At 44.9% G+C, this 21983-nt stretch carries 23 protein-coding genes; 8 read left to right on the plus strand and 15 right to left on the minus strand.

What is annotated here, in order from left to right; all coding sequences use genetic code 11:
* Positions 1-11: 11 nt before the first annotated feature.
* Positions 12-374, minus strand: coding sequence for a hypothetical protein (locus tag AC1XUF_RS00140; RefSeq protein ID WP_483339513.1), 363 nt, complete (start codon positions 372-374; stop codon positions 12-14).
* A 368-nt stretch (positions 375-742) separates the two neighbouring features.
* Between AC1XUF_RS00140 and AC1XUF_RS00145 the strand changes: the two genes are divergently transcribed.
* Positions 743-940 carry a hypothetical protein gene (locus AC1XUF_RS00145; RefSeq protein WP_483339514.1) on the plus strand — a complete coding sequence of 66 codons (198 nt, stop codon included), beginning with the start codon at positions 743-745 and terminating at the stop codon, positions 938-940.
* A 77-nt stretch (positions 941-1017) separates the two neighbouring features.
* Positions 1018-2124, plus strand: a complete 1107-nt coding sequence (locus AC1XUF_RS00150; protein ID WP_483339515.1) for a DKNYY domain-containing protein — start codon at positions 1018-1020, stop codon at positions 2122-2124.
* Positions 2125-2127: 3 nt separating this feature from the next.
* On the opposite strand, the gene AC1XUF_RS00155 is transcribed toward AC1XUF_RS00150, so the two are convergent.
* Together AC1XUF_RS00155 and AC1XUF_RS00160 are read right to left on the minus strand one after the other, a co-directional pair.
* Positions 2128-3423 (minus strand): hypothetical protein, encoded by a 1296-nt coding sequence (locus tag AC1XUF_RS00155; RefSeq protein ID WP_483339516.1) that lies wholly within the window; start codon positions 3421-3423, stop codon positions 2128-2130.
* A gap of 92 nt (positions 3424-3515) precedes the next feature.
* On the minus strand, positions 3516-5051 hold the full coding sequence (locus AC1XUF_RS00160; RefSeq protein WP_483339517.1) for a hypothetical protein: 1536 nt from the start codon (positions 5049-5051) through the stop codon (positions 3516-3518).
* A 730-nt stretch (positions 5052-5781) separates the two neighbouring features.
* Here AC1XUF_RS00160 and AC1XUF_RS00165 point away from each other — a divergent pair.
* On the plus strand, positions 5782-8319 hold the full coding sequence (locus AC1XUF_RS00165) for an ABC transporter permease (RefSeq protein WP_483339518.1): 2538 nt from the start codon (positions 5782-5784) through the stop codon (positions 8317-8319).
* A 110-nt stretch (positions 8320-8429) separates the two neighbouring features.
* Here the strand turns inward: AC1XUF_RS00165 and AC1XUF_RS00170 are convergent, their stop codons facing one another.
* A complete protein-coding gene (locus tag AC1XUF_RS00170; protein WP_483339519.1) occupies positions 8430-9344 on the minus strand; it encodes a hypothetical protein in 915 nt (304 codons plus the stop codon).
* 348 nt (positions 9345-9692) lie between these two features.
* Between AC1XUF_RS00170 and AC1XUF_RS00175 the strand changes: the two genes are divergently transcribed.
* The 3 genes from AC1XUF_RS00175 (at position 9693) to AC1XUF_RS00185 (ending at position 11982) form a co-directional block, all read left to right on the plus strand.
* Complete coding sequence (locus AC1XUF_RS00175; RefSeq protein ID WP_483339521.1) at positions 9693-9980, plus strand: JAB domain-containing protein; 288 nt, start codon at positions 9693-9695, stop codon at positions 9978-9980.
* A 458-nt stretch (positions 9981-10438) separates the two neighbouring features.
* Positions 10439-10843 carry a hypothetical protein gene (locus AC1XUF_RS00180; protein WP_483339522.1) on the plus strand — a complete coding sequence of 135 codons (405 nt, stop codon included), beginning with the start codon at positions 10439-10441 and terminating at the stop codon, positions 10841-10843.
* Between the two features lie 137 nt (positions 10844-10980).
* Positions 10981-11982 carry a DUF6414 family protein gene (locus AC1XUF_RS00185; protein WP_483339523.1) on the plus strand — a complete coding sequence of 334 codons (1002 nt, stop codon included), beginning with the start codon at positions 10981-10983 and terminating at the stop codon, positions 11980-11982.
* A 223-nt stretch (positions 11983-12205) separates the two neighbouring features.
* Here the strand turns inward: AC1XUF_RS00185 and AC1XUF_RS00190 are convergent, their stop codons facing one another.
* The 10 genes from AC1XUF_RS00190 to AC1XUF_RS00235 form a co-directional block, all read right to left on the minus strand.
* Entirely contained in the window at positions 12206-13012 is an 807-nt protein-coding gene (locus AC1XUF_RS00190) for a hypothetical protein (RefSeq protein WP_483339524.1), read from the minus strand.
* 228 nt (positions 13013-13240) lie between these two features.
* On the minus strand, positions 13241-13666 hold the full coding sequence (locus tag AC1XUF_RS00195) for a helix-turn-helix domain-containing protein (protein ID WP_483339525.1): 426 nt from the start codon (positions 13664-13666) through the stop codon (positions 13241-13243).
* A 250-nt stretch (positions 13667-13916) separates the two neighbouring features.
* Positions 13917-14306, minus strand: a complete 390-nt coding sequence (locus AC1XUF_RS00200) for a DUF1801 domain-containing protein (RefSeq protein ID WP_483339527.1) — start codon at positions 14304-14306, stop codon at positions 13917-13919.
* A gap of 20 nt (positions 14307-14326) precedes the next feature.
* Positions 14327-14851: a VOC family protein gene (locus AC1XUF_RS00205; RefSeq protein ID WP_483339528.1), complete on the minus strand. Its 525-nt coding sequence runs from the start codon at positions 14849-14851 to the stop codon at positions 14327-14329.
* Positions 14852-15073: 222 nt separating this feature from the next.
* Entirely contained in the window at positions 15074-15436 is a 363-nt protein-coding gene (locus AC1XUF_RS00210) for a VOC family protein (RefSeq protein ID WP_483339529.1), read from the minus strand.
* A gap of 62 nt (positions 15437-15498) precedes the next feature.
* A complete protein-coding gene (locus AC1XUF_RS00215) occupies positions 15499-16065 on the minus strand; it encodes a Crp/Fnr family transcriptional regulator (protein ID WP_483339531.1) in 567 nt (188 codons plus the stop codon).
* Between the two features lie 262 nt (positions 16066-16327).
* A complete protein-coding gene (locus AC1XUF_RS00220) occupies positions 16328-16816 on the minus strand; it encodes a VOC family protein (RefSeq protein ID WP_483339532.1) in 489 nt (162 codons plus the stop codon).
* Between the two features lie 49 nt (positions 16817-16865).
* Positions 16866-17648: a helix-turn-helix domain-containing protein gene (locus tag AC1XUF_RS00225; RefSeq protein WP_483339533.1), complete on the minus strand. Its 783-nt coding sequence runs from the start codon at positions 17646-17648 to the stop codon at positions 16866-16868.
* 15 nt (positions 17649-17663) lie between these two features.
* Positions 17664-18023, minus strand: coding sequence for a hypothetical protein (locus tag AC1XUF_RS00230; protein WP_483339534.1), 360 nt, complete (start codon positions 18021-18023; stop codon positions 17664-17666).
* Between the two features lie 7 nt (positions 18024-18030).
* A complete protein-coding gene (locus AC1XUF_RS00235) occupies positions 18031-19074 on the minus strand; it encodes an SDR family oxidoreductase (RefSeq protein WP_483339535.1) in 1044 nt (347 codons plus the stop codon).
* A gap of 205 nt (positions 19075-19279) precedes the next feature.
* Between AC1XUF_RS00235 and AC1XUF_RS00240 the strand changes: the two genes are divergently transcribed.
* Positions 19280-20080, plus strand: a complete 801-nt coding sequence (locus AC1XUF_RS00240) for an SDR family NAD(P)-dependent oxidoreductase (protein WP_483339536.1) — start codon at positions 19280-19282, stop codon at positions 20078-20080.
* A 4-nt stretch (positions 20081-20084) separates the two neighbouring features.
* Complete coding sequence (locus AC1XUF_RS00245; protein ID WP_483339537.1) at positions 20085-21002, plus strand: helix-turn-helix domain-containing protein; 918 nt, start codon at positions 20085-20087, stop codon at positions 21000-21002.
* Positions 21003-21068: 66 nt separating this feature from the next.
* On the opposite strand, the gene AC1XUF_RS00250 is transcribed toward AC1XUF_RS00245, so the two are convergent.
* Positions 21069-21929, minus strand: a complete 861-nt coding sequence (locus tag AC1XUF_RS00250) for an SDR family oxidoreductase (RefSeq protein WP_483339538.1) — start codon at positions 21927-21929, stop codon at positions 21069-21071.
* Positions 21930-21983: the final 54 nt, after the last annotated feature.

The raw sequence follows: 21983 nt of genomic DNA on the forward strand, positions 1-21983 counted from the left end.
ATTGAAGGAATTTAGATTGAGAAAGGCAATTCATACTCTTTTGTGATCACCTTGGAGCTTCTGCTTTTGACTTCAATTTTTGCTTTCAGGATATCACCTACGATCAGATAATTTTTGATAAACTGATCTTCATGCACCATCCAGGAATAATCCGATAACAGGTATTCAGTTACGCCCGCTTTTGAAGCCTGATACGCCCAGCGCTCGGTGATATTCGGTTCGAAATTGATGGTGTTTCCCATATACAACACCTGAATTCCGGGGAGCGAGTTATTTCCCAGTTCCGTGCAGCTGGTTACGGTGATGTTGAGCGAAGAGCCACCTTCAAGATCTTTTACAGCCCATTGATCGATTACTGTTTTTACGTTTGACATTTTGCTTTAATGGTTTGTATAAATGATTTGAGAAATTCAATCTCCCGACTTCGTTGTTTTCGAAAGGCGATACAAACGTAGAAAGGATCAAAACCGGCAACAATTTTCAAGCGTATACAAAAGGTAAGTGGCCGCTGAAATCAGGTGTACAAAAGGTAAACGGGTACGCTTTAACTCAATGTATTCATCATTGAAGTCGATTCGAAGGTGCTAAAATGCATCATTAAAGGTCTGTGTTTACCTTTTGTATACCCGCCGCCAGACCCGGTGTACTTCTTGTATACCGGGCAGATAGTGATGCTAGCTATCACCATCGCTAAGTTTGCATAAGTCAAAATGCACTAAACGCCGAAGGGTATACGCCGGTTATGTTTGCCGCTAATAATGCCAGAGCCAGCGAGCGATGGACAGATACCTGGCGCGTGATCCGTTACCTGATAGAAGAAGCAGATGCGGATTACACGTATAAAACGCCGGACAATGTGAGCTTTATCAGCACTGCCGAAGGAATCCGTGAAATGGCCAAAGAAGAAAAATTCACCATGCCGGCACATTTTGATGCGTGATGAAGAGGGTGGAAAGCGACCTGGAACAAAAGAATCGAAATACAACATTATAATCTTACTTAGACTCAAACAACCTCATGCTTGATGTATTCAAATTCATAAAATGGCTTTTTAAAATCCTGTTCTGGATTATCGGGGGGCTGATAAAAGCAATATTAGGCCTCGACGATGAAGCTGAAAAAATCAAATTTAACGGCGAGGTTATCACCGACAAAAATTTTCTTGTACTGAACAAATCGTTTGCAAAGGACTCAACTACTGCGTATTACAAAGACTATTCTTTTAGCTACGCCGACGTGCCCTCGTTTGAAGCATTGGACGAGGAATATGCCAAAGACAAAGACAGGGCCTATTATTGTGATGAATACCGGGAAGGGCAAAATTATTATCTGACCAAAAAACAAAGGATCCTGACCATCCAAAAGGCCCATACCCCGACTTTCATCAGCCTGGGAAATGGATATGCAAAAGACAAGTCAAATGCCTTTTTCCACGGAGTTGCTTTTGATGTGAAACAGGTTTCATCGCTGGTTAGCATCGACTCACATTTCGCTAAAGACAATGTATCGGCCTATTTGGACCAGCTACCCATTACCGGTAGTCAGGGAAAAACGTTTGAGCTTTTGGACGAGCATTTTGCCAAAGATGCTTTGAACATTTATTATTATGGCTACACCGGGGAGGGGCAACATAATATCGCCATTTTACCTTGTGAAAGAACCTCATTCAAGATCCTGGATTACCGCTATTCAAAAGACGATCATCAAGTTTTCTTTCTTGGATTTACACTGAAAGGGGCTGACGGCGGATCATTTGAATTGCTGACAGAGGGTTATGCAAAAGATAAAAACATTGTCTTTTTCAAGGAAAATAAGGTTGTCGGTGCTGATACTCAGACATTTGAAGTATATGCAGAAAATGGCCATTACGGGCACGATTTCAATTATGCCCATGATCAAACTTCCGTTTTTATGGATGATAAAAAGTTGAAAGATGCTGATGTAGCCACTTTTAAAGTATTGGGAGAGAACTACGGCAGCGACAGCAAACATGTTTATTACAAAACAAGAATTGTTAAAAACGCGGATCCCGCCACTTTCACAGTCTATCCGCACGATTTCGGAAATGCGGATTCAGAGGATGCAAATCACAAATTCCACGAGGGTGTGAAAGTGAAAAACTAGTAATCACTCGTATGCAGTCAACTCGGTAATTGGCAGTTGAATCATTTTGGCAAGGTCCTGGACGTGTGCATCAAAAGAATAACAGTCGCCGATCAGAATGCAGTGCTGCTTTCCATATTGAAGGATTGCTGACAAATATGCCCCACCACTGCTCCGGTCGGGCACCACATTCCGGCACTGAAAACCGGCGATATCTTTTAATGGAAAGATCATTGCATTTTCAGGGTTGGCAAAGCCTATTTTTCCATTGAGCTCATCCAGCCAGATCATGAATTTCGCTGACAGAATGATGAGCTGGCTGGCTATTTTCGTGGGCGTTTGCTGAAAATAGCGCGATTGCCTAAAATGAGAACCAATTGAAAACGGTCGGGAAAGGAATAAAAATTGGCTCAATTGCAGGTTCAGCTCGTAGTCAGGATCCGTGAGATAATCAGGGTAGATCCGCTGATTTTTTACGTTCAGGTATGCATATCCCGATTGATAAGTAAAGCGGCTGTCGTACCAGTAAATCAACGCGAACTTTATTCCGTTAACAATCCATTGGCAGGAATTCTGATCATCTCTTTCATACACTGTGGCAGCCTCTCCCCAGAACTCATCGAATGTCTTTTTTATCAAAAAATAATTTTGATCTCCATTTCTATTAATGCGCACGTTGGAATAGAAATCGTCCAGCGGAACATCCAGACGAAGATGGCCGGGCAGTGAGTAGCGCCAGTCGTCCAGCACTAAATTGCCGATTTGGACCGGAAAGTGGAACCGGATTTCTGTTAACCCATATTCATTGGTTGTTTGGTAGGTGAGCGGCAAATCTGCTAATTCTTGTGAGGTCATATCCCAACTAATCCATTGACGTGGCGATGAACATATCCAGAAACCTTCGCATTGTCCATTTTTCAATAAATCTGAGTGGTCTGTTAAATCCAGGATCTCGCAGTTATCAGGCGGGATAGCACGCCAAAGTTCTACTTTCTGAGGGTTCTTATTTGCTAAAATTTCCAATAGTTGCGTTTCATTCCGTGAAAGCCGACTGCATAAATCTTGAAAAAAGGTTTCAAATCCATTGACCGAGCAAGGGATAAAATGTTGGTGGTAGTCATTCAGCACCAGGTTCTGACTGTTTTCGGCGGTGTAAACATAAACGTACTGCAGCTGGGTCAGATCAATCACCGTTTGCCGGAACCCATCTCTGGCTGAATAATGTACTTTGTCACCTTCGAGGCAGACATTTCCTTCTTTGGCCATAGGAGAAGCCGTCGGCTTATCTGGTTTAAACAACCAATTGATCCATGAAGTCATTTTCCTGATTATTAAAAGTAAATCGCAGGCTCTTTGTTAGAGCCTGCGATTGATGATGATGAAATGTAGTAGTTAGAGGCACGCACGCAATTCTAATATTCCATGACCATTCCCAAATTATTAATGACCGCAGGTCCCATGCCGTTGCCGTGGGCTGTGATGGCTACGCCGCCTCCATCTAATTGCACCCAGCAGCCATTTTCATTTTTTTTGACCGAATAGCCTCCAAAAACCGCTGTTTGACCAATTGCATACACCGAGCCATTGCCTCCGGCTGCTATGTCCCTGCCAAATACGCCAGTATCTTCCATAGATGTTCCGTTCGATTTCAGGATTTTATTGGCATTGTCAATGGCCCAGGCAACACCGGTCGAAGATACAGCAATGCGTACCGCGCCCTTCCCGGGCATTTGGTTCCACTGGTTGTTTTTCCAGTATTTGATCGCAAAACCGCCAGGGGCGGGTACTGTGCTGATTGTATATACTGCGCCGGTAGCCCCGACGGCAATGTCGAGTGCGCTGCCTGTCAGCTTTTGCCACTTGGCATCAATGCTCCTTTTATAAATTTCCCCTTTATTATTTACAATCCATGGCAGGCCGTCTGGGCCTATGGCTATCCGTAGAGCTCCTCCCGGAACCGGCAGGAATTGATGTGTTACATAGTTATACCTGTTGATTGCATATCCTCCGCTGGCTGGCGTTTTACTGATCGTCCACAACCATTGAGTCTCGCCCGACGATGCTGCGATATCTGTGGCCTGAGTGGGGTAATATTTCCAGGTATGTTGCGGATACATGATTGCCACTGCTTTCATGTCGTATTTACTGAACCCGTTCCAATTGCTTACCAACGAGTTCATCACCGAATAACTATCCATAATGGGTGTGTCGCAAACCTGAAACTCAAAGAGACCTGACGGTTTGTCTGTGTGGGTGAGGCCGATTGAGTGACCCAACTCGTGGGCAATAGCCAGCCGCTTTTTAGATAAGGGCATTAAGCTCTCGGCATTGTAGTAAATATTGACTTCCATGCCGCCACCTATTGTTCCGTCCGCGTTCGGCAGAGATTGGCGTGCTACCCAGTTTTGCGATTCAGTGGGATTGGGAAAACCATACTGGGCAGTTATCCGGATGTCAGCCTCATCAAGCTTGGTTGTTTGCTGAAAATGCACCTTCGTGTCAGGCATGTCATTCCAATCTTTCATTGCCAGGACGATGGGTTCATACCAGGCCGTGTAAATGCCCGAAGCGACGTGAACCTTGATGTCTTTCACAACTTCGTCTTTCAGCAGCCACATGACTTGCCGCTGGTTTACCCTTGATGCCTTATCGGCATTGAGATAACCTTCGGCACTGCTTCTTGTTACTTTAATGTCACCGTCGATGATGAATGTCTTTTCATTCAGATCGTAAACGACCTTATCAACAGGTGCGCCGGTAAGGCCAGCCAAAAAAATGCTGAGCACTTCCAGCTGCGGATCATTGCCGGTCTGTTGGGAAATGGATGGGTCAGAGGTGATGTCCGCGTCTTTACAGCTTTGAAAGAATAAAAGCAAAGCGAAGAGCAGCATTGCCCGGGAAATGATTAATGATGATTTGGGGATTCGAATTAACAATAGATTTTTCATGGCGTTGATTAGCAAATGGATAAAATACTGATTGATTAAACTGCCTCGGAACCAGGGAAATCCTTTTCTGGGAAGGCAATGCAAACCTAGGGTTGATCAAAACCAACAGCAATTATTTTAGGTGTACAAAAGGTATATCAGCCGGGCTGCTTCCGTATACAAAAGGTAACCAATCTGCGTCCACCCTTTATATACCTACCAAATTGGAGCCGGAAACGCTGGTCATGTTGTTTGCAGCCGCATTGGCAACCAAGCCACCGGCAATTCAACATTCTTCAAAAAATGAATTGGTATTCAAAAGATATCGCCTGGTTTCAGGACCAGTTAATCAGATCCATCTTCTTTGAAATCGGTTGGCGAATGTTTTCGAGGATACTGTTTTTCTGGATCAGGTTTAACGCAGCCTATTCAGGCCATCAGATTAGTGGCACATTTGAGCGCAAAATTTCTCGCTAGCTGTACTAGCCTACATTTTAACTGATAACATGTACCATAAAACGTCCAAGCGGTGCGCCTGCTTTTAAGCGTGACAGCCAGGGGCTGAGTGTCTCACGTTCGAGCCTTTTTTGAAATTATTCATATCTGACCATTGATAGGTCATCGTTCAATGGTATGAAATTAACTACCTTCTACAATTCTGTCCGTTTGGGTACGTCATGTGTCCGGATCCGGACAATTATCCATGCTGGCAATCTATCAAAAACCCCGTCGGACGCAAATCAGAGCTGATTTGGACAAGTGGTCTTTTATTTGTGGGGAGAAACTGATGCGGCCGCTGGCCAAGCCACGCTACCAAATACCATATACATCTCTTTTTTCGCTGGGTCCTGCTATGCTACTAAATTATTTTAGAATAACTTACCGTAACCTGCTCACCAATAAGGGCTTTTCGGCCATCAACATCATCGGACTTTCGTTGGGGATTGCCTGTTCCATCGTGTTGTTCCTATTCATTCTCGATGAGCTAAACTTCGACACATTCAATAAAAAAGCCAGCCAGACATATCGGCTTTACGTTCACAGTTCGATTAACAACGAAGAATCAAACAATTCCAAGACGGCACCTCCGGCCGGCCCTACACTGGTGCAGATGCTCCCTGAAGTGCTCACCCAAACACGCATCGGCTACTTTGGCGGACACGATTTGCGGTATAAAGACAAAATTTTCAAGGAAAACAGAATCTATACTGTCGACTCCACCTATTTCGATGTATTTACGCTTCCCTTCATTCATGGCAATCCGTCGATTGCTCTCAAAAACCCGAAAAGCATTGTCCTGACCGAAACCATGGCCAGCAAATACTTCGGGCTGGAAAACCCGACGGGAAAATCGTTTCTGGTCGATGGGACAAACTCCTATCAGATTACGGGCGTCATGAAAGACTTTCCCGAAAAGTCGCATTTCCGTTGCGATTTCCTTTTATCGATGTCGACCTATCCCGAGGTTGATCAACAAGACTGGCTGCAAGGGGATTACTCCACTTACATTGTTCTCAAAGAAGGGGCAGATCCTACACGGGTCGAGCGCAAAATGCAGCAAGTCATTCTCGAACGTTTAGGACCTGAGATTGAAAAAGCATTGGGCTTTTCTATGAAGCAATTTCTGGCCAACGGCAATGTATTCGAGTATCGCATGCAACCGTTATTATCCATTTATCTCCACGCAAAACGCCAATACAATATCGACCCCAATACCGAGTGGGGTGATATCCGAATTGGCGACAGTGTGTATGTGTATATTTTCTCGGCAGTGGCGTTGTTTATTCTGCTGATTGCCGTCATCAATTTTGTCAACCTATCGACAGCCCGTTCCGAGAAACGCGCCAAAGAAGTAGGCATTCGAAAAGCCATTGGTTCGAGTCGCATAAAACTAATGGGGCAGTTTACGACCGAATCCATATTGCTGACCGGCCTTTCGGTTATCATCGCGTTGGTTTTGGTACAACTCATGCTTCCCGGCTTCAACCAGATAGCAGGTCGGCAGTTGACACTGCCACTTTTTACCCATGCGTATGCCATTCCGGCGCTACTTGCTTTCACGCTCATTGTAGGTCTGCTGGCGGGAAGTTATCCAGCCTTCTTTTTATCTTCTTTTCGGCCGGTCGAGGTCTTAAAATCGGGCGTACAAAAAAGAAAATCCTCGTTACGCAGCCTGCTGGTGATTACTCAGTTCTCGATATCCATTACGCTAATTCTGGGGATGATCATCATCCGAAACCAATTAGGGTATCTTCAGCATAAAGACCTGGGATTCAACAAAGAGCACTTGCTTTCTATCAATAATGCGAAGGTGCTGGGCGACAAACTCAAGCCGTTTAAAGCCGAATTATTGAAAAATCCAGCCATACTATCGGTCAGCAACTCATCCCTATTATTTGCAAACGGTATTCCGGGAAGTGCTTATTTGTTCGGAAAACGGTCGGGTACTGATCCTGTTTTATGCCAGTTTCTAGATGTCGATGCGGATTTCGCAAAAACGTTTGCGGTGCCGTTAAAAGCCGGACGATTCTTTTCCAACGATCGGCTGGCCGACAGCACCGCCGTGGTCATCAACGAAGCGGCATTGAGAGCGTTTAATACGAACAATCCGTTAGATCAGGTAGTCACCGAAATCGAGGTAAATGGCCCTAAAACGTATAAAATCATTGGTGTTATAAAGGACTTCAATTATGAATCGCTTCACCGCCAGGTTCGTCCGCTGGTGTTTCACCTTAGTCCAGTGCGGCAAGCCGCCAGTATTTTAAACATCCGAATTCAGCCGAATGCCGCAAAAAATGTGACGGATTACATCGAAGAAACCTGGCAGCGTTTCGAAAAAATGGAACAATGTCGCTATTCTTTTTCAGATGAGCGGCTGGCCCGACTTTACAAAGCGGAACAAAATACGAGTATCATCGCAACAGTCTTTTCGGCCCTGGCCATCTTTATTGCCTGCCTTGGCTTGTTTGGTCTGGCCGTTTTCATAACCGAGCAGCGCACCAAGGAAATTGGCATTCGTAAAGTGTTAGGGGCCAGTATTTCCGAAATCCTGTTTCTGTTGTCGCGCCAATTTATTGCCTGGGTCGCCATTGCCATTCTGATTGCCTCGCCCATTGCTTGGTACGCCATGAGTCGATGGCTCGACAACTTCGCCTATCGCGTCGATATTTCGTGGTGGGTATTTGTTCTGGCCGCTTTTCTGGCCATTGGCATTGCCATATTGACGGTAAGTTTTCAGAGCCTCAAAGCTGCGCTGATGAGTCCTGTACAGAGTTTACGGGCCGAATAAAGGAAAATGTACTAACGTTCAAACCCAAAAGGCATTCACATAGCGATCATGCCTTTTGGGTCTTACTGGTTTGTATCTGCTTCATAAAACCTCGGATTTCAGAGGTGATTTCATGAGATCAACTCGGGTGCACAATGAAGCTTATCACCTAGTAGATCGCCAATGCGGCACCTATCGCCAGAAAATAGCCTGTCCAGGATAAATGCGCTGCCATAATTCGTGTGGTTCTTCAACAAATTCACCGCGATCAGATAAGGCGCCAGCAAGGTGATCGCCGGGATGTAAGCCACATAGTTTGCCGTTGCGAGTGGTTCAGGGAGGCCGGAAGGGAGCAGGTTGAGTATGGCACCCAAAAAACAGAAGAAAATATAAAGCGCACAGGCGAGGCGATCCAGCCGCCCGGATTTGCTGATCGCATAGGCGAAAGCAGCCGTACCGAGATAGATCAGTGTTACTTCCGTCATCCTTACCACTGTGAAAACAGCTGATACCGTTTCAAGCCAGACGGGCCTGGCAGGAGCGCCGGGCTTGGCGTATTTCACAAATACATTGGTCAGAAAAAATCCCCAGTAGGCCATGTTGGCAATGAAAAGCGGTAGCGCTATCAAAAACATGACCTTGCCCATGTGCGCATACCGCGACCCGGGGAAGTCTTTGAGCGTATCATAAAGCCTTATCATTCCAACCGAGGTCATACTGCCACTCACGATCAGAATGCAATATCTCAAATGCTGTTCCGATGCCAGCGCCGCCCATCCTTCCGCAGTCTCAGGCGGCGGGCCCATTCCAGCAAAAACAGAAATAGGTGCCCAGGACATGATCAACGGCCATGCAACGCGGCGAACCGTTTCGTTTTTTGCGCGTCCGAGCGTCCGGACAGCCAAAAACATGAGCAAAATATTCAGGAACCAGCCCGGAAGGTAAATCCAATAACTAAGGTGCCCAAAAATGAAGGCCATCGCCGTAACCAGGAAAGGCACGGCGAGAAGGAATACATAACTCAGCTTTTGGGGGAAAGTTTTCATGAACAGGCATAACGTCAAGTAAGATCAATTTAAGAATGAGAGAGGAAAATGCAAAGCCCATCTTTATTCCGTTGCTTCCACTACCTGCTTGCCCAGTGCCAGAATGAAGCGCCATAATTCATTCAATCACGATTTCAACCAAGGTAATTATGGAAAGCTTCGCGAATGTCTCAAACTTGTATCAGTTAGCAGAAATTGAGCTGATCTACAAAACGAAAGTACAAGCAAGCCAGCGTCCTAAAATAGCATCGTCCAGAGATGCATACAAGGTGTTAATGCAAAGCTGGAACCCTGACAGCGGGAAGCCCCGTCGCACTCGAATTTACTGAAGAGTTCAAGATACTGCTATTGAACAATGCCAGCCGCGTGCTAGGTATTTTTGAAGTTTCCAAAGGCGGGATTTCAGGAGCAAGTGCTGATGTTAGGATCGTTTTTGCAGCTGCTTTGAAAGCCAATGCGACAGGGATTATCCTGGCACACAATCACCCTTCCGGGCAGCTCGTGCCTAGTGATGCTGATAAGTATATTACTGATAATGTGAGAAAGGCTGGTGAGTTGCTGAACATTCGGTTATTGGATCATTTGATTGTGACGGCGGAAGGGTTTTGCTCGTTTTCGGATGAATTCCTTATGTAATATTGCTTTGTCGATTAACTGAGAACATACTCAAAACTAAATTGTTTCCAGTGCAAGGACTACTTATACCTTGCACTGGCTAATATAAGTCTATGACTGTCAGTTTGTTAGAAAGTAGGTCTTTGACGTAAAGGATTGCCAAAATACAGAAAGTAGCCAAGCAACGCATACAATGTAAGTCTCGTGGGAGGGCAACAAGCGCTTTCTGATTGATCATTTTCACGCAATAGCTTTCGCTACGCCAATAAGAACTCCTCTCTTCATGCACGATCGGGAGTTCCTAGCGAGATGCGATGGAAAATGAGAAGAGTATATTATTTTGCAGAAACAAGAAAGTAGGATTACGACCTTGATACTAGAAGTTAAGAATAGGTAGAATATGGTTTGACCTGTGTTTAATAAATAAAGTAATCTTTGAGGCAAGTGAGAAGAAAAAATTACGTCTCAAATAATAAAATATGAAACGAACAAAGTGGTGGCTTTATACAGTTTTGATAGGATTAATTCCTTTCATTATAAGATTGTGCCTGTCCTTTGTTGTGAGTAATACACCAGAAATGTATTTTTTTAACGAGGTTGATGTAGCGACTTTTGGCTTGGTACTAATCATTTCCACAATGTCTGAGATTGACGAGCAGCAACTTATCGAGAAACACATTATAATGATTATTAAAGTTTTTTTGGTTATCATTTTGATTTTACTATCAATTCTGCTCGGTATAAGTTATCTTATGGAAGTTACAATTCAAGCTTCATTTGACAAGGGTAATTTACGGTTATTTTCATGCGGATTGGCCTTCTGTGCGTTTGTATTAAGTATAGCAGTATTTTACAATAAAAATTTTGATAATGGAAATGCTTGACAGTATAACGGAAAGTCAATATGACAGATTAATTGGAATATTAAATATCATTACAACTGTCATGATTATACTATCTTTGGTGATTAGCATATATACATTGGATAGAAAACGCAAGATTGATTATAAAAAATTTATAAATGACAGAGAACAACAACAGCGAAATTTTGGCAAACACAATTAAATCTTTTGTGTATCTTGATACTGACAAAATGTATTCGATATCATCTCAGCTTTTTAGCGGATTAACAGAATATATATTGACTAGTAGTGGATCTTCACTATCCAGTTCGGACGAGCAGAAAGGTGGCATACTAGAAGGTAAACTTCTGAGTAAAATTTTTGATCAAGTAACTGAGAACTCAGAGAAGAAATTTTTGCACGACTACGCATATAATCTTTTCGAAGATAAATTGATTGAGCATCGGAAAGTCCACGTCATTGACGCCGACACGTTTGACGATGATGACGAGATTGAGACTATGAGTTTCGTAAAAGTCAAGGGGCGTTTGACATTTCATGACGCAGTGATGGTTGAAGAAACTATTAGAAACTTTAACGATATAGGGTATGCACTCCAATATGTTACTACTCATTCCGATACGCGCGATAATTTAGCCAAAACGAAATCACGGATTAATCAAATTTCAGACAAAAATGCGAAAGCGAAGGCCCAAGCAGCTTTCGCTAAGCAACCAAGTATCCAACAAGCAGCAATTGAAAGGGGCTTAATGATGAATCCAGATTATCTAACTAATCTTGCCTGGCTACTTAACTTTGGATATCGAGACTCCTTTGAAATACGGTTGCCAATTGAAACCTTAACTGGTATTCAGTTTTTTTCAGGCGCGTTAAATAGGAAAATGTTGCGGGATACAGAAAGAGCTATATTACATAAGTATGCTCGGGACACTGAGAAAGATTTCACCATTTTTGGGATTCTTACACAGTCTAAACGGCATCTTTCACCGTTACCGCTATTTTCTGAAGAGGACCTGCCGCAAAGCGATTTGCCACAAGAGGCTATAAAACGCGCTTTGCACAGTTTAGTATCAGCTATCACTGGCATACATAGCTCATTTACCGGAAAGCTTGAAAATGAATTCATTATTGATCCGATAGCTGTTTACCTAGAACTTTAAAAGCGCGATCTACATCAAAGCTTGCGAATTGTGAATGCCAGGAATAAGTTTCATCCTTTTGGAACAGAGAAAGTACAATCTGTCATCCTGTGATCTTGGGACTACTGTGATTGGCGGGACTTTCCTTCCTGATGCACAAATCATTTCATAAACCTGATTTTGACTTTCTTTATTCAGATCATAGCTCAACTTTCTAATTGTTCTTGCCTATTTTCAAGTCAGGTTACTTTTCAGAGATTTCAGGCGCCTCAGGCTCTTCTACGAAATATCCAGGAACCATTGTATTGACGAAAACAAATATGCTGTTTGAGCAGGAATAGTGATTAAAGTCTACAACTCTTTTATATAGGCTTTGATATACCGTCTTATTCTCGTGCGCAGCGGTCTTTAAGTGTACCAAGTCGTCGCGCAACGATATCATATTTGTAATATCGGAATATTCTTTGGTATGAGATTTGTAAAAATCGCTGTGACCCAGCGCTACCATTAATTCTCTTAGTTTACTTCCAATTGGCAGCCATTCAAGATTATCTTTACCTTTTCTGCCTTGAATTTCAATGTTAGTTTTTTCGGGTATTAATTGATTTATAAAACCTTCAATGGTTTTGCTGAGCAATGTTATTCCCTCTGATGCTTCTTGAAAATAATTAACAAACATTTCATATTGATAGTCGTATGAGTATAGTTGGTCCTTACTCAAAAGATTCTTTCGAAAAACCAAGGACTTTTCCAAATGGTTATTTGCTGACTTATAATAAATGCAGATTGGATTTGGTTCAGGAAAGGAGACATATTTGTTTTTATCCTCTGCCGCTCGAAAACTAGTGTTAACAAACTGCTCGCCCCCCCTCGATGAAGCCATAATTACCCCCGGCGTTTTTGCAGCTATTGATATAGCTAGATCCAGAATTTTCTTTACATCCTCTGGTGGCCTATTTGTTAGATCCCAGCCTTGTTTATTTGCAACTTTGAGTTCTAGTGTATTAAAATCAGTCATTGGACGAATAACAATCCTTCTAAGTTTTCTCATAAGTTTTTTTTGCGCTATGAAATCTTATGAATTATAGTGTAAATGACTTAAATGCCATTCTTATTTTTATAAATATTATCGACCCAAGTTTAATAGCATTTCCACTAAACAGTCAGGGTTTTCTTCTTTATTTAAGATTTAGGATACAACTTGAATTCTTTTTGTAGACACCATTATTCACCAGAGCAAAAGACATGTTTCCGGGAATGTTTATGCCATAATAGTATTTCATCTCCCCCCAATCAACCGCTCCAACCGCCCCATCATCTCATCCTTCTCCCTCAACATACGCTCATACAATGCAATCTTCTCTTCATGGAGCTGCATTAACTTGTCAATTGGATCTTTCTGAATAGTCCCGTAGTTCACGGAACTGCCGACAGCCTGATCATTGAAAGTGGTAGTAATGATATTGATTGCCTGATCCTCATCAAAATTCCGAATCGCCTCAGCCGGGATTTTCAAAATCGCCGCAACTTGCTCCAAAATATCTGAATCAATCTTTTCTTTTTGTTCGAGTAAAGAAATTTTTTGCTGGTTCCAGTCTTCGCCGAGCTCAAACGCCAAATAATCTTGCTTGATTTGAAGCATCTCCCTGAATCTCTTTAAGTTACGGCCTTCGTGGATCTTTGTATTGGAGGTAGTATGTGCCATGTGGAAAGGGTGTTTGGTTAAAAAAAGCAATTTATATAAATCTGCCGGGAAGTGCCCGGATAAATTACGGGCGGCCCGCTTAGGGCTTTGTCTGTATGATACCGGGCGATTGTGTTGTGAACAAGCCAAGGCGGTTTGTGTTTTGCAAAAAAAGTAAATGCAAGCTATCATTAATGTGACCATCAGCCTGACTTTGCAAAATCAGTGTTTCGCAAAGTCAGGCTGAGCGGTGAGCAGTATCAGCACGATGCTAAGAAACACTTTTTAAAATCCAGTCCTGAATAATCTGAGTTAAGGAGTTTTTGCTCGTTTCGATAGCTTCAAGGCTGGTAAAGCTTGCGATCGCCCTATCATTTTCCTTCCAAAGCAAAAGGCGATTTTCATCTTCAATTAACCTGGCGTTAGGCTGTTCTTTGACTTTTGCTCCCCGATGAAAGATCAGCTGGATTTTGGTTGGAGGCAGAATCTTCATCGTGATCCTGTCTTCGGCCCCAATAGAATAGTTCGGGCCATTCCATTTAATGTTCTCGTTCAGCCTGCTATCCGCTGATAATAGGATCGAGCGCAGGGCCTCAATTTCCTTCCTGAGCGGATGAGCAAGATTATCCAGAAACCGGGTTACTTCTGTACTTTGTGTCATAAAGCTGGATGATTGACTGGTTAGTTTGTGTCGCGTGCTTTTTCCATCTGTTTAACCGCATCCCATCCTTCCGGCGTGATCCCCATGATTTCCGTAGCTGCCCCGATTGTTTCGTAAGTATCAAAAAACGCCATTCGCGCGATTGGATGATCCACTTCACTGATGACCGCATACCCTGCTTCGCGAAGCGCACCGACGATCTCTTCGAAATGGTCGACGGACAGCCGGTATGCAAAATGCTGCGCTCCGCCAGACGGATATTTGGCGAGGTAATCATGGAACATGCTCTGGCCCGAAAGTGGCTGGACCAGTTCCAGGAAGGTTTTGCCATTATGGGTCTGGGTGGTAAGCCATTCAGCGGGCACCACCTCTCCGTGATAGCTCATTTGCAAGTCCTGCGCGCGGACAAGTTCTGGCTCAGGGAATTTCGGAATACCGAGACTTTTTGAGAAAAAATCCGCAGCCGCATGAATATCTTTCACCACCCAGCAAATTTGCGCGAGTTCGAGTTTTGAGATGATGTTGTCGATGCTTTTCGTAGTCATGGATTTTAGCATTTGTGATTCACAAAGCTAATGTTTGCTCCACGGACAATTGCAGGGGATAACGGACAAACGTACGGGCGTATCGGGACAGTTGATGATCTAAAGGCAGGGTTCTGTGGGTTGTTTTGCCACATTTGCGGCTGCCCAATCCTATTGTAACAACCTCAAACCTCCCATTTTAATGAACGAGCTCACTATGAACATTCGTTGACTGATGCTGCCTCACCATTGTTGAATCACCACACCGAGCTGTGTGTCTGTAACAGCGAATTCTTGGGCTCCCCACGGACGTAAAGTGACCTTGTTAAGGTTAGGGTGCAGGAATTCAAAGTGACTGGCAGCGATCTTGTTATAGACCAATTGTATGTCATCCGTTACCAGCCGAAACTCGGGATGGTGTTCCTCCGCATACTTTTTATCCTGAAATAAATTGATGCGTAAACCATCTTTTTCAATCACGCAAAATGGCCTGTGTGTTTTCAATTCATTATACGTAATGGTGAATTCCAGACAGTCCAGCCAAAATGTAAGGGCTGCGTGGATATCTGCGTAAAATACGTTGGGGACGAGTTTGCTGAATTTCATATTTGTAAAGTGTTCTGTCTTCAAAAATATGTCCTGAACTTGAATTGACCTATTGATCCAAATCAAGAAATAGCAGCCTTCATAATGGATTTCCTGACCCTGCTCAGTGTTTCAGGGGTGAGCTTGAGATAAGACGAGATCATTTTCAAAGGAAATGCCTGTATCAGCCCCGGGCGGTTCCTAAGAATGAATGCATATTTTTCGGCAGGAGTCATCGATTGATCAAAAAACCTCAGTCTTTCCGATGCGCCTTCCAAAACTTTGTTCAGCTGCAAAAAAGCAATCGACCTTCCCGTCAGGTAATGCACGATATCCAGACTGAGTTCGAGCACATGGCAGTGGGTGAAAGCCTGGATGTAAGTTTCAGAAGGGTGTTGGGAAATCAGGCTTTGATAATCAAAAAACCATTCATTTTGAACGCGCAAATCAATGATTTTTCGATCCAGTTCAGACACCTGTTCATATTGATAAACGGATCCACTCAACAAATAGTAAATTGATTTAGATACCTGGCCCTTGTGGAGAATGACTTCGTTTCGGTTAATATGCCGCGCCGTGACAGCTTCTTCAAAAAGCTTTACCTCTGCATCTGTGTAAGTGCCGGTTGCCCGTAATATTTCTGAATACATTGGCTCTGAATCTACCCTGTGAAATTACAATTATTGTGGCGCTGGTCAAATTCAGCCTATCTTGTTTTTCCAATCGGTTTTCATCCGAGCGCAAAGCGCACTGCTCTCCGCTTGACGCCACCTGGCATAGCGTACAGCGGCAGCATCGGCTTTCTCAACCCGCTACAACTCCGGATGCTTTTTGTAGTCAACATCCGGCTTCCAGGAATAGGCTTGGTTATAGAAATCCAGGTAAGACGGCTTCTCTGATATGCTGCATTTATTAAGGAAGGGGACATCCAATTTCCCAGATGTGACCAAACGGATCTTTGAGCTTCCCAATCCTCCAATCTTCTTCTAAGGTGACCGGACAAATTTCGGTAGCCCCGGCATTCAATGCTTTGGCAAATATTGTGTCTGGATCCGGAGTAGTCAAAATCATGCGAACGGGGGATCCTCCTATTGTTAAAGGGCTGAGATTGTTGAATTCTGGTTCTTCATCACCAACCCAAAAGTCAGCATTACCTATTCCAATTCTGGCATTTGTTTTGCCATTATTGGTGTATTTTTCCCTAATAACTGCTTTAAATGCCGTCTCGTAGAAAGCTACGGCTTTAGAAGCATCCGTTACGACCAGGAACGCCGCAATGTTCAGTTGTATGTCTGCGCTCATCATGAGATTTGTTTCGGGTGATTCAAACTTTGATTCTTGACCAACTTCCCTGGTCTTAGACAAGGCCTGCCGGTTGTTTGTCTTCTTAAAAGAATCCATCGTTTCAATAAGTTCTTGCCGACGAAGTTTTCACAATTGCCGACGGTAATTATTTTCCTTTGGCCAGCATCGTGGGCGTGCAATCAAACTGCTTTTTAAAGGCTACCGAAAAATGGGACAGGCTTTTGAAGCCCAGGTCAAGATAAATGTCAGCGGGTTTTTGTCCCTTTTTACTAATGAGCAGGTGGGCTTCCCGAAGCCTTCTCTCCACCAGCCATTGGCTGGGCGGTTGGTGGTATATTTCTTTAAAGTCCCGCTTGAATGCCGAGATACTTCTGCCAGTCAAGGTGGCAAAACGCTCGACACCTACATTGAAAGCGAAGTTCTTGTTCATGAAGGCTTCCAGGTTAATTTTTTCCGGAGGTGCAAAATCGAACAGGAACGAGGAGATTTCCGGATGCGTTTTCAGCAGGATAATGAGTAGCTCTTCATATTTCACATCCTCGAAATCCTCGTCCAGGGCCATCACACCCCGATAGTAAGGTTTGATGGACTCGATAAAACTGATGATAAGCCTGTTGTTCTTGATCTCGACGAAAGCATCCCTTATCTGACGATCTGACTTTGCCGGTGCATGTTTCTGCTGGAACTCTTTGAGGAATGGCTCGTCAAAACAGAATAGCACAGGCTCAAAGCCTTCGTCAGCGGGCAAAAGCTCGTACCTGGCCAGCCTGTTTTTTCGGGCGACAAAGGCATCACCGGCTTTGAACATATAATTCCTGCTGCCATCGAAGACCCGGATAGCGCCTTTGGCGATGTATATAAATACATGATCGGGAATAAACTGTTCCCGTAAAATGTTCGCAGTCACGTTTTCGGCTATGGCTCTCACGACGCTGATTCTGATTTATGGGGTGATGGTTCTCAGCGGATGTCCCAGGTAGATCAGGGCCAGCGGCATCATGACAAAAGGGACTTCGATGAGCGCAAAGCGGTAGTTGCCGGCCTTGAGTGCCAGAGCCATCATTAAGACCAGCAGCATTGCCCTGATCGCATTGCCGGCAAAAAATGTCTGGGGCAACAGGATGAACAAGGCCGAGCCAATGGATACAATGCCAATCAGAAGCCGCAAGGTCTCAGTAATCCCCAGCGATGCCATCATCTGCTGGTATTCGGGAGTTGGTTTCTGGAAGACGCGCGCGCCGTGGGTGATGCCGAAATAAACGGTTACCAGCATGAGCAGCCCGCTCATTATTTTTAAAGTCATATTCAGCTTATTTTTTAATTAAATCGTATCTGACCAGTGAATCTACTGCTGCCAGGATCGTTTCCTGCTGGGTACCCACCGGCGACCAACCGAGTATTTCCTTTGCCTTTTTCGTGCTCACATCTCTGTTCATTCTGGCTAGCAGCAACCCTTCTTTTGCCTGGTGATTGAAAATTGAAGCTACTTTCAGCACCCAACCGGGCAATGTTCTTTCCGCAACCTTTCCCGCAATTTCCGGCCTCTGTTTTTTGAGCAAGGCTGCAATTTCCGGCAGGGAAATCTGGCCGTCCGCCGAGGCAATGAAACGGTGCCCCGCAGCGGCCGGGGTCTCCATTGCCCGGATATGCAGGTCGGCTACATCCCTGACATCCACGACGTTCAGCGGGATATTTGGGATCGCCTTCATCGTGCCATTGAGCAGGTTTTCGAGTAAATGGAAACTGCCCGATACATGGGCATCGAGCGAAGGGCCTAGAATAGCGACCGGATTGATTGTCGTAAATTCAAGGCCTTGTCCTTCTGTTCGGATAAAATCCCAGGCAGCCTGCTCTGCCAGCGTCTTGGACCGTTCATAGACGGAGACCGCCGTATCAGAGGTGTCCGTCCAGTCATCTTCTGTCGTTTTCCTGGTCTTGTCGGTCTGGGTAAAGCCCACTGCCCCAAAATTGGAGGTCATCACCACACGCTGTACGCCAGCAGCCTTTGCAAACCTCAATATCCTTAAAATCCCTTCCCTGGCAGGGCGGAATGCCTCCTGTTCATCTTTGGGCTTATCAAAAAAAACCGGTGCGGCCACACTCAATACATATTTGCAACCTTCCATGGCCTCTTTCCAGTTGGTGTCGCTGGTCAACTCTGCCTGTACGAATGAGAGCTGCTCAAAAGACCCGATTCCATTTGCGGACAAAGTCTTTTTTACTTTTTCCGCGCTTTTTAAATCTCGTACCGTGGTCCGGACTGTGTAACCGTTTTCCAGCAGTTGCAGGACAATGCGCATCCCCACAAAGCCGGTCCCGCCGGTAACCAATGTAATTTCTTGCTGTTTTTCCATTTTCAGTCCGTTTTGTCGGCACTGCAAATTTCGGAGCTATCCGGAAGGTAAGGTTTCGTGTACAGTCCAAAGTTACTTTATCCGGCGGTCCAAATTTGGCCTGCCTGGGAGCCGATCCCGTAACAGTCATTTGGTTACAAGTTCCGGCATTATAGTTACAAAATTTAGGGTCCCCTTCAAGACCTTTGTTTAAAAAATTTAGGACATGAAAACTACTTTGATTACCGGGGCATCAGGGGGCATCGGCGAAGCAATTGCCAAACGCCTGGCCGAAAAGAAGGAAAACCTGACATTGGTCGCCCGAAATGAAACTAAATTGAGGCGTTTGAGCCAGGAATTATCCCAAAAGTACGATGTGCATGTGGGCTTCATTGCAGCTGATCTCTTCGACCCGCAGGCACCCGAAGCCATTTACCGGGAATGCAAGCGCCGCGGACTCGAAGTAAGCAGTCTGATCAATAATGCAGGGATCGGGTCGGGTGGTGAATTTGCCGGTGTTGACCTAAAAAACCTTGGGGATATGCTGCAACTGAACAATGGCGCGCTTGTCAGCCTCACGCACTTGTTCATGCAGGATATGTTACAACGGAAAGCCGGGACGATCGTCAACATGGGGTCGCTGATCTCATTTGCGCCGGTGCCCTACATGGCGCTTTACGGGGCAAGCAAGGCGTTTGTCCGCTCTTTTTCTCAGGCTTTATACGAAGAATGCAAGCCTTATGGCGTGCATGTAATGTTTTTTGCGCCTGGCCTTACTTCCACTAACTTTATGGAAGCGGCAGCATTAAAAAATGAAACAGGTGACGCATTGATCTCCGGAGCACCTACCCAAACGCCAGACCAGGTTGCGGATGAATTTATTAAAGCTTATTATGCAAAAAAAAGGTCTGCGGTATCAGGAAGTATTAACCGACTCGGGATCAAATTGCTTACCCTGATCCCCAATTCTGTGGTCGCGGCAAGCTCCGCCAGGACTTTCAAAAAACGCATAAACCAAAACGGTTAAGCTTATGAAGCATAACAGCAGGCCGCATTTACATATTGATTCATTGACTGAACTACATAAGCAGTTAGGTTTTGCCAAACCGAGGCATCCGTTGTTTACCGTGCTGCGCTTCAAAGATTTTCCGGCCATCTCGCTCGAAGAAGGCACGAAGCTCAGTGCAGATTTTTACCAGATCACTTTCAAGAAGGGTTGTTGCAACAAGATCATCTATGGTCAATCCGAGTTTGATTTTGACGAAGGCGTACTCTCTTTTTTTGCCCCCAAACAAACCTTTATCAAGGATGGTGAAGTGATCCCGCCCGATGGGTTTTTGATCATGATCCATCCTGACTATATCAAAGGAACCGCGTTGCAGACCAAGGTCAAGTCGTACAGTTTTTTTGAATACTCGACAACAGAATCTTTGATCCTGTCTGAGGACGAAGAGGCATTCATTGAACTTGTTCTCGTGCAAATTGAAAAGGAGGCATTGCGGCCTATTGACAAGCACAGCCAGGATGTGATCATTTCCAGCCTCGAACTACTGCTGACCTATTCCGACCGCTTTTACACGCGGCAGTTTCTGACACGTAAGCCACAGTACAATAGTCTTCTGGCCAAATTTGAAAAGTATCTCGACGAGCTGATCCATGCTGGCACCATTCCGGAACACGGCGTGCCGAATGTAGCTGCAATAGCAGCCCAATTCAACCTTACACCAAAATACTTCAGCGACCTGATCCGGCAGCATACCGGCCGGTCCGCACAACAGCACATTCATGACAAGCTGATAGAAGCCGCAAAAGAAAAACTATCAGTTACCGCATTGTCCGTTAGCGAAATTGCCTTTCTGCTCGGCTTTGAGCACTCGCAGTCATTCAGCAGGCTTTTTAAATTAAAAACCAACCTTACGCCATCAGAATACCGCAGTACGTTGAATTAATCCAGCAGCTACAAAGAAAAAACGGCAGCAGCCTAAGCCACTGCCGTTCCCGTTAAATCTGTTTCATCACAATAGCTCACCCATCCCGAACACGGTCAACCCTTTGGCAAATTGTTCGGCTACGGCCTGGTTGGCAGCTTCAATATATTGGCCGGTGATCGGGTCGACCACGGTGCGTAATGGCCTTGTGCCTTTTGGCGTGCCGATGAGTTTTACAATGGCGTCTGCCACGTCCTGCGGATTAGGGTTTTTAGCTTGCATCTCTCCGCCGAGTGCGGCTACCATTTTGTTGGGTATATCGGCAATGGCGTCGTACCCCTCAAATACGCCCTGATCCGATGCCGGGTTGTTCTTTTGCTGCATCTCGGTGGGGAAAGCGCCGGGCTCCAAAAGGGCCACGTCAATGCCCAGTCGCTTTACCTCGTAATGCAGGCCCTCGCTTATTCCTTCCAGCGCAAATTTGGAAGCCGAGTAAATGGTTGCGAACGGGAACGATACCCGCCCGAAGCCGCTGGTCACGTTAATGATCAGTCCGTCGGCCTGTTTGCGCATGGTGGGCAACACCTGCTTGATCAGTCGCCAGGGCGCATAAACGTTGATATCAAAAGTGGTGTGCACATCGGCCGTGGTAAAGCTCTCGGCCACTCCGCCCATGGCATAACCGGCGTTGTTTACCAGCACATCAATAGCGCCTTCTTTGGCTAAAATGGTTTCAACGGCCTGCTCCACGCTTTGCTGGTCGGTCAGGGTAACGTCCAGAACGGTCACGTTTTCCATGGCCGCAAGGGCCTGGGCTTTATCGGCATTACGGCCATTGGTATCGCGCATCGTGGCGTATACCTGGTGTCCCGCTGCAGCTACGCTTTGGGCGGTAAGCCAGCCAAAACCACTATTTGTTCCGGTTATCAATACGATCTTTTTGCTCATCTTTTTTACTTTTAAATGAATAAGCAAAGGTTGAAAACCGATTAAAAAAAGCAT

This window comes from Dyadobacter sp. HNCC25DJ185, from assembly GCF_056895195.1.

Bases quoted from the DNA above. Each gene is read 5' to 3' on its own strand.
- AC1XUF_RS00250 (WP_483339538.1), bottom strand. From the start codon at position 21,929: ATGAGCAAAAAGATCGTATTGATAACCGGAACAAATAGTGGTTTTGGC.
- AC1XUF_RS00205 (WP_483339528.1), bottom strand. From the start codon at position 14,851: ATGACTACGAAAAGCATCGACAACATCATCTCAAAACTCGAACTCGCG.
- AC1XUF_RS00190 (WP_483339524.1), bottom strand. From the start codon at position 13,012: ATGAGAAAACTTAGAAGGATTGTTATTCGTCCAATGACTGATTTTAAT.
- AC1XUF_RS00215 (WP_483339531.1), bottom strand. From the start codon at position 16,065: ATGTATTCAGAAATATTACGGGCAACCGGCACTTACACAGATGCAGAG.
- AC1XUF_RS00230 (WP_483339534.1), bottom strand. From the start codon at position 18,023: ATGACTTTAAAAATAATGAGCGGGCTGCTCATGCTGGTAACCGTTTAT.
- AC1XUF_RS00185 (WP_483339523.1), top strand. From the start codon at position 10,981: ATGACAGAGAACAACAACAGCGAAATTTTGGCAAACACAATTAAATCT.
- AC1XUF_RS00245 (WP_483339537.1), top strand. From the start codon at position 20,085: ATGAAGCATAACAGCAGGCCGCATTTACATATTGATTCATTGACTGAA.
- AC1XUF_RS00150 (WP_483339515.1), top strand. From the start codon at position 1,018: ATGCTTGATGTATTCAAATTCATAAAATGGCTTTTTAAAATCCTGTTC.
- AC1XUF_RS00220 (WP_483339532.1), bottom strand. From the start codon at position 16,816: ATGGATTCTTTTAAGAAGACAAACAACCGGCAGGCCTTGTCTAAGACC.
- AC1XUF_RS00195 (WP_483339525.1), bottom strand. From the start codon at position 13,666: ATGGCACATACTACCTCCAATACAAAGATCCACGAAGGCCGTAACTTA.
- AC1XUF_RS00145 (WP_483339514.1), top strand. From the start codon at position 743: ATGTTTGCCGCTAATAATGCCAGAGCCAGCGAGCGATGGACAGATACC.
- AC1XUF_RS00140 (WP_483339513.1), bottom strand. From the start codon at position 374: ATGTCAAACGTAAAAACAGTAATCGATCAATGGGCTGTAAAAGATCTT.
- AC1XUF_RS00155 (WP_483339516.1), bottom strand. From the start codon at position 3,423: ATGACTTCATGGATCAATTGGTTGTTTAAACCAGATAAGCCGACGGCT.
- AC1XUF_RS00200 (WP_483339527.1), bottom strand. From the start codon at position 14,306: ATGACACAAAGTACAGAAGTAACCCGGTTTCTGGATAATCTTGCTCAT.
- AC1XUF_RS00235 (WP_483339535.1), bottom strand. From the start codon at position 19,074: ATGGAAAAACAGCAAGAAATTACATTGGTTACCGGCGGGACCGGCTTT.
- AC1XUF_RS00240 (WP_483339536.1), top strand. From the start codon at position 19,280: ATGAAAACTACTTTGATTACCGGGGCATCAGGGGGCATCGGCGAAGCA.
- AC1XUF_RS00170 (WP_483339519.1), bottom strand. From the start codon at position 9,344: ATGAAAACTTTCCCCCAAAAGCTGAGTTATGTATTCCTTCTCGCCGTG.
- AC1XUF_RS00160 (WP_483339517.1), bottom strand. From the start codon at position 5,051: ATGAAAAATCTATTGTTAATTCGAATCCCCAAATCATCATTAATCATT.
- AC1XUF_RS00180 (WP_483339522.1), top strand. From the start codon at position 10,439: ATGAAACGAACAAAGTGGTGGCTTTATACAGTTTTGATAGGATTAATT.
- AC1XUF_RS00210 (WP_483339529.1), bottom strand. From the start codon at position 15,436: ATGAAATTCAGCAAACTCGTCCCCAACGTATTTTACGCAGATATCCAC.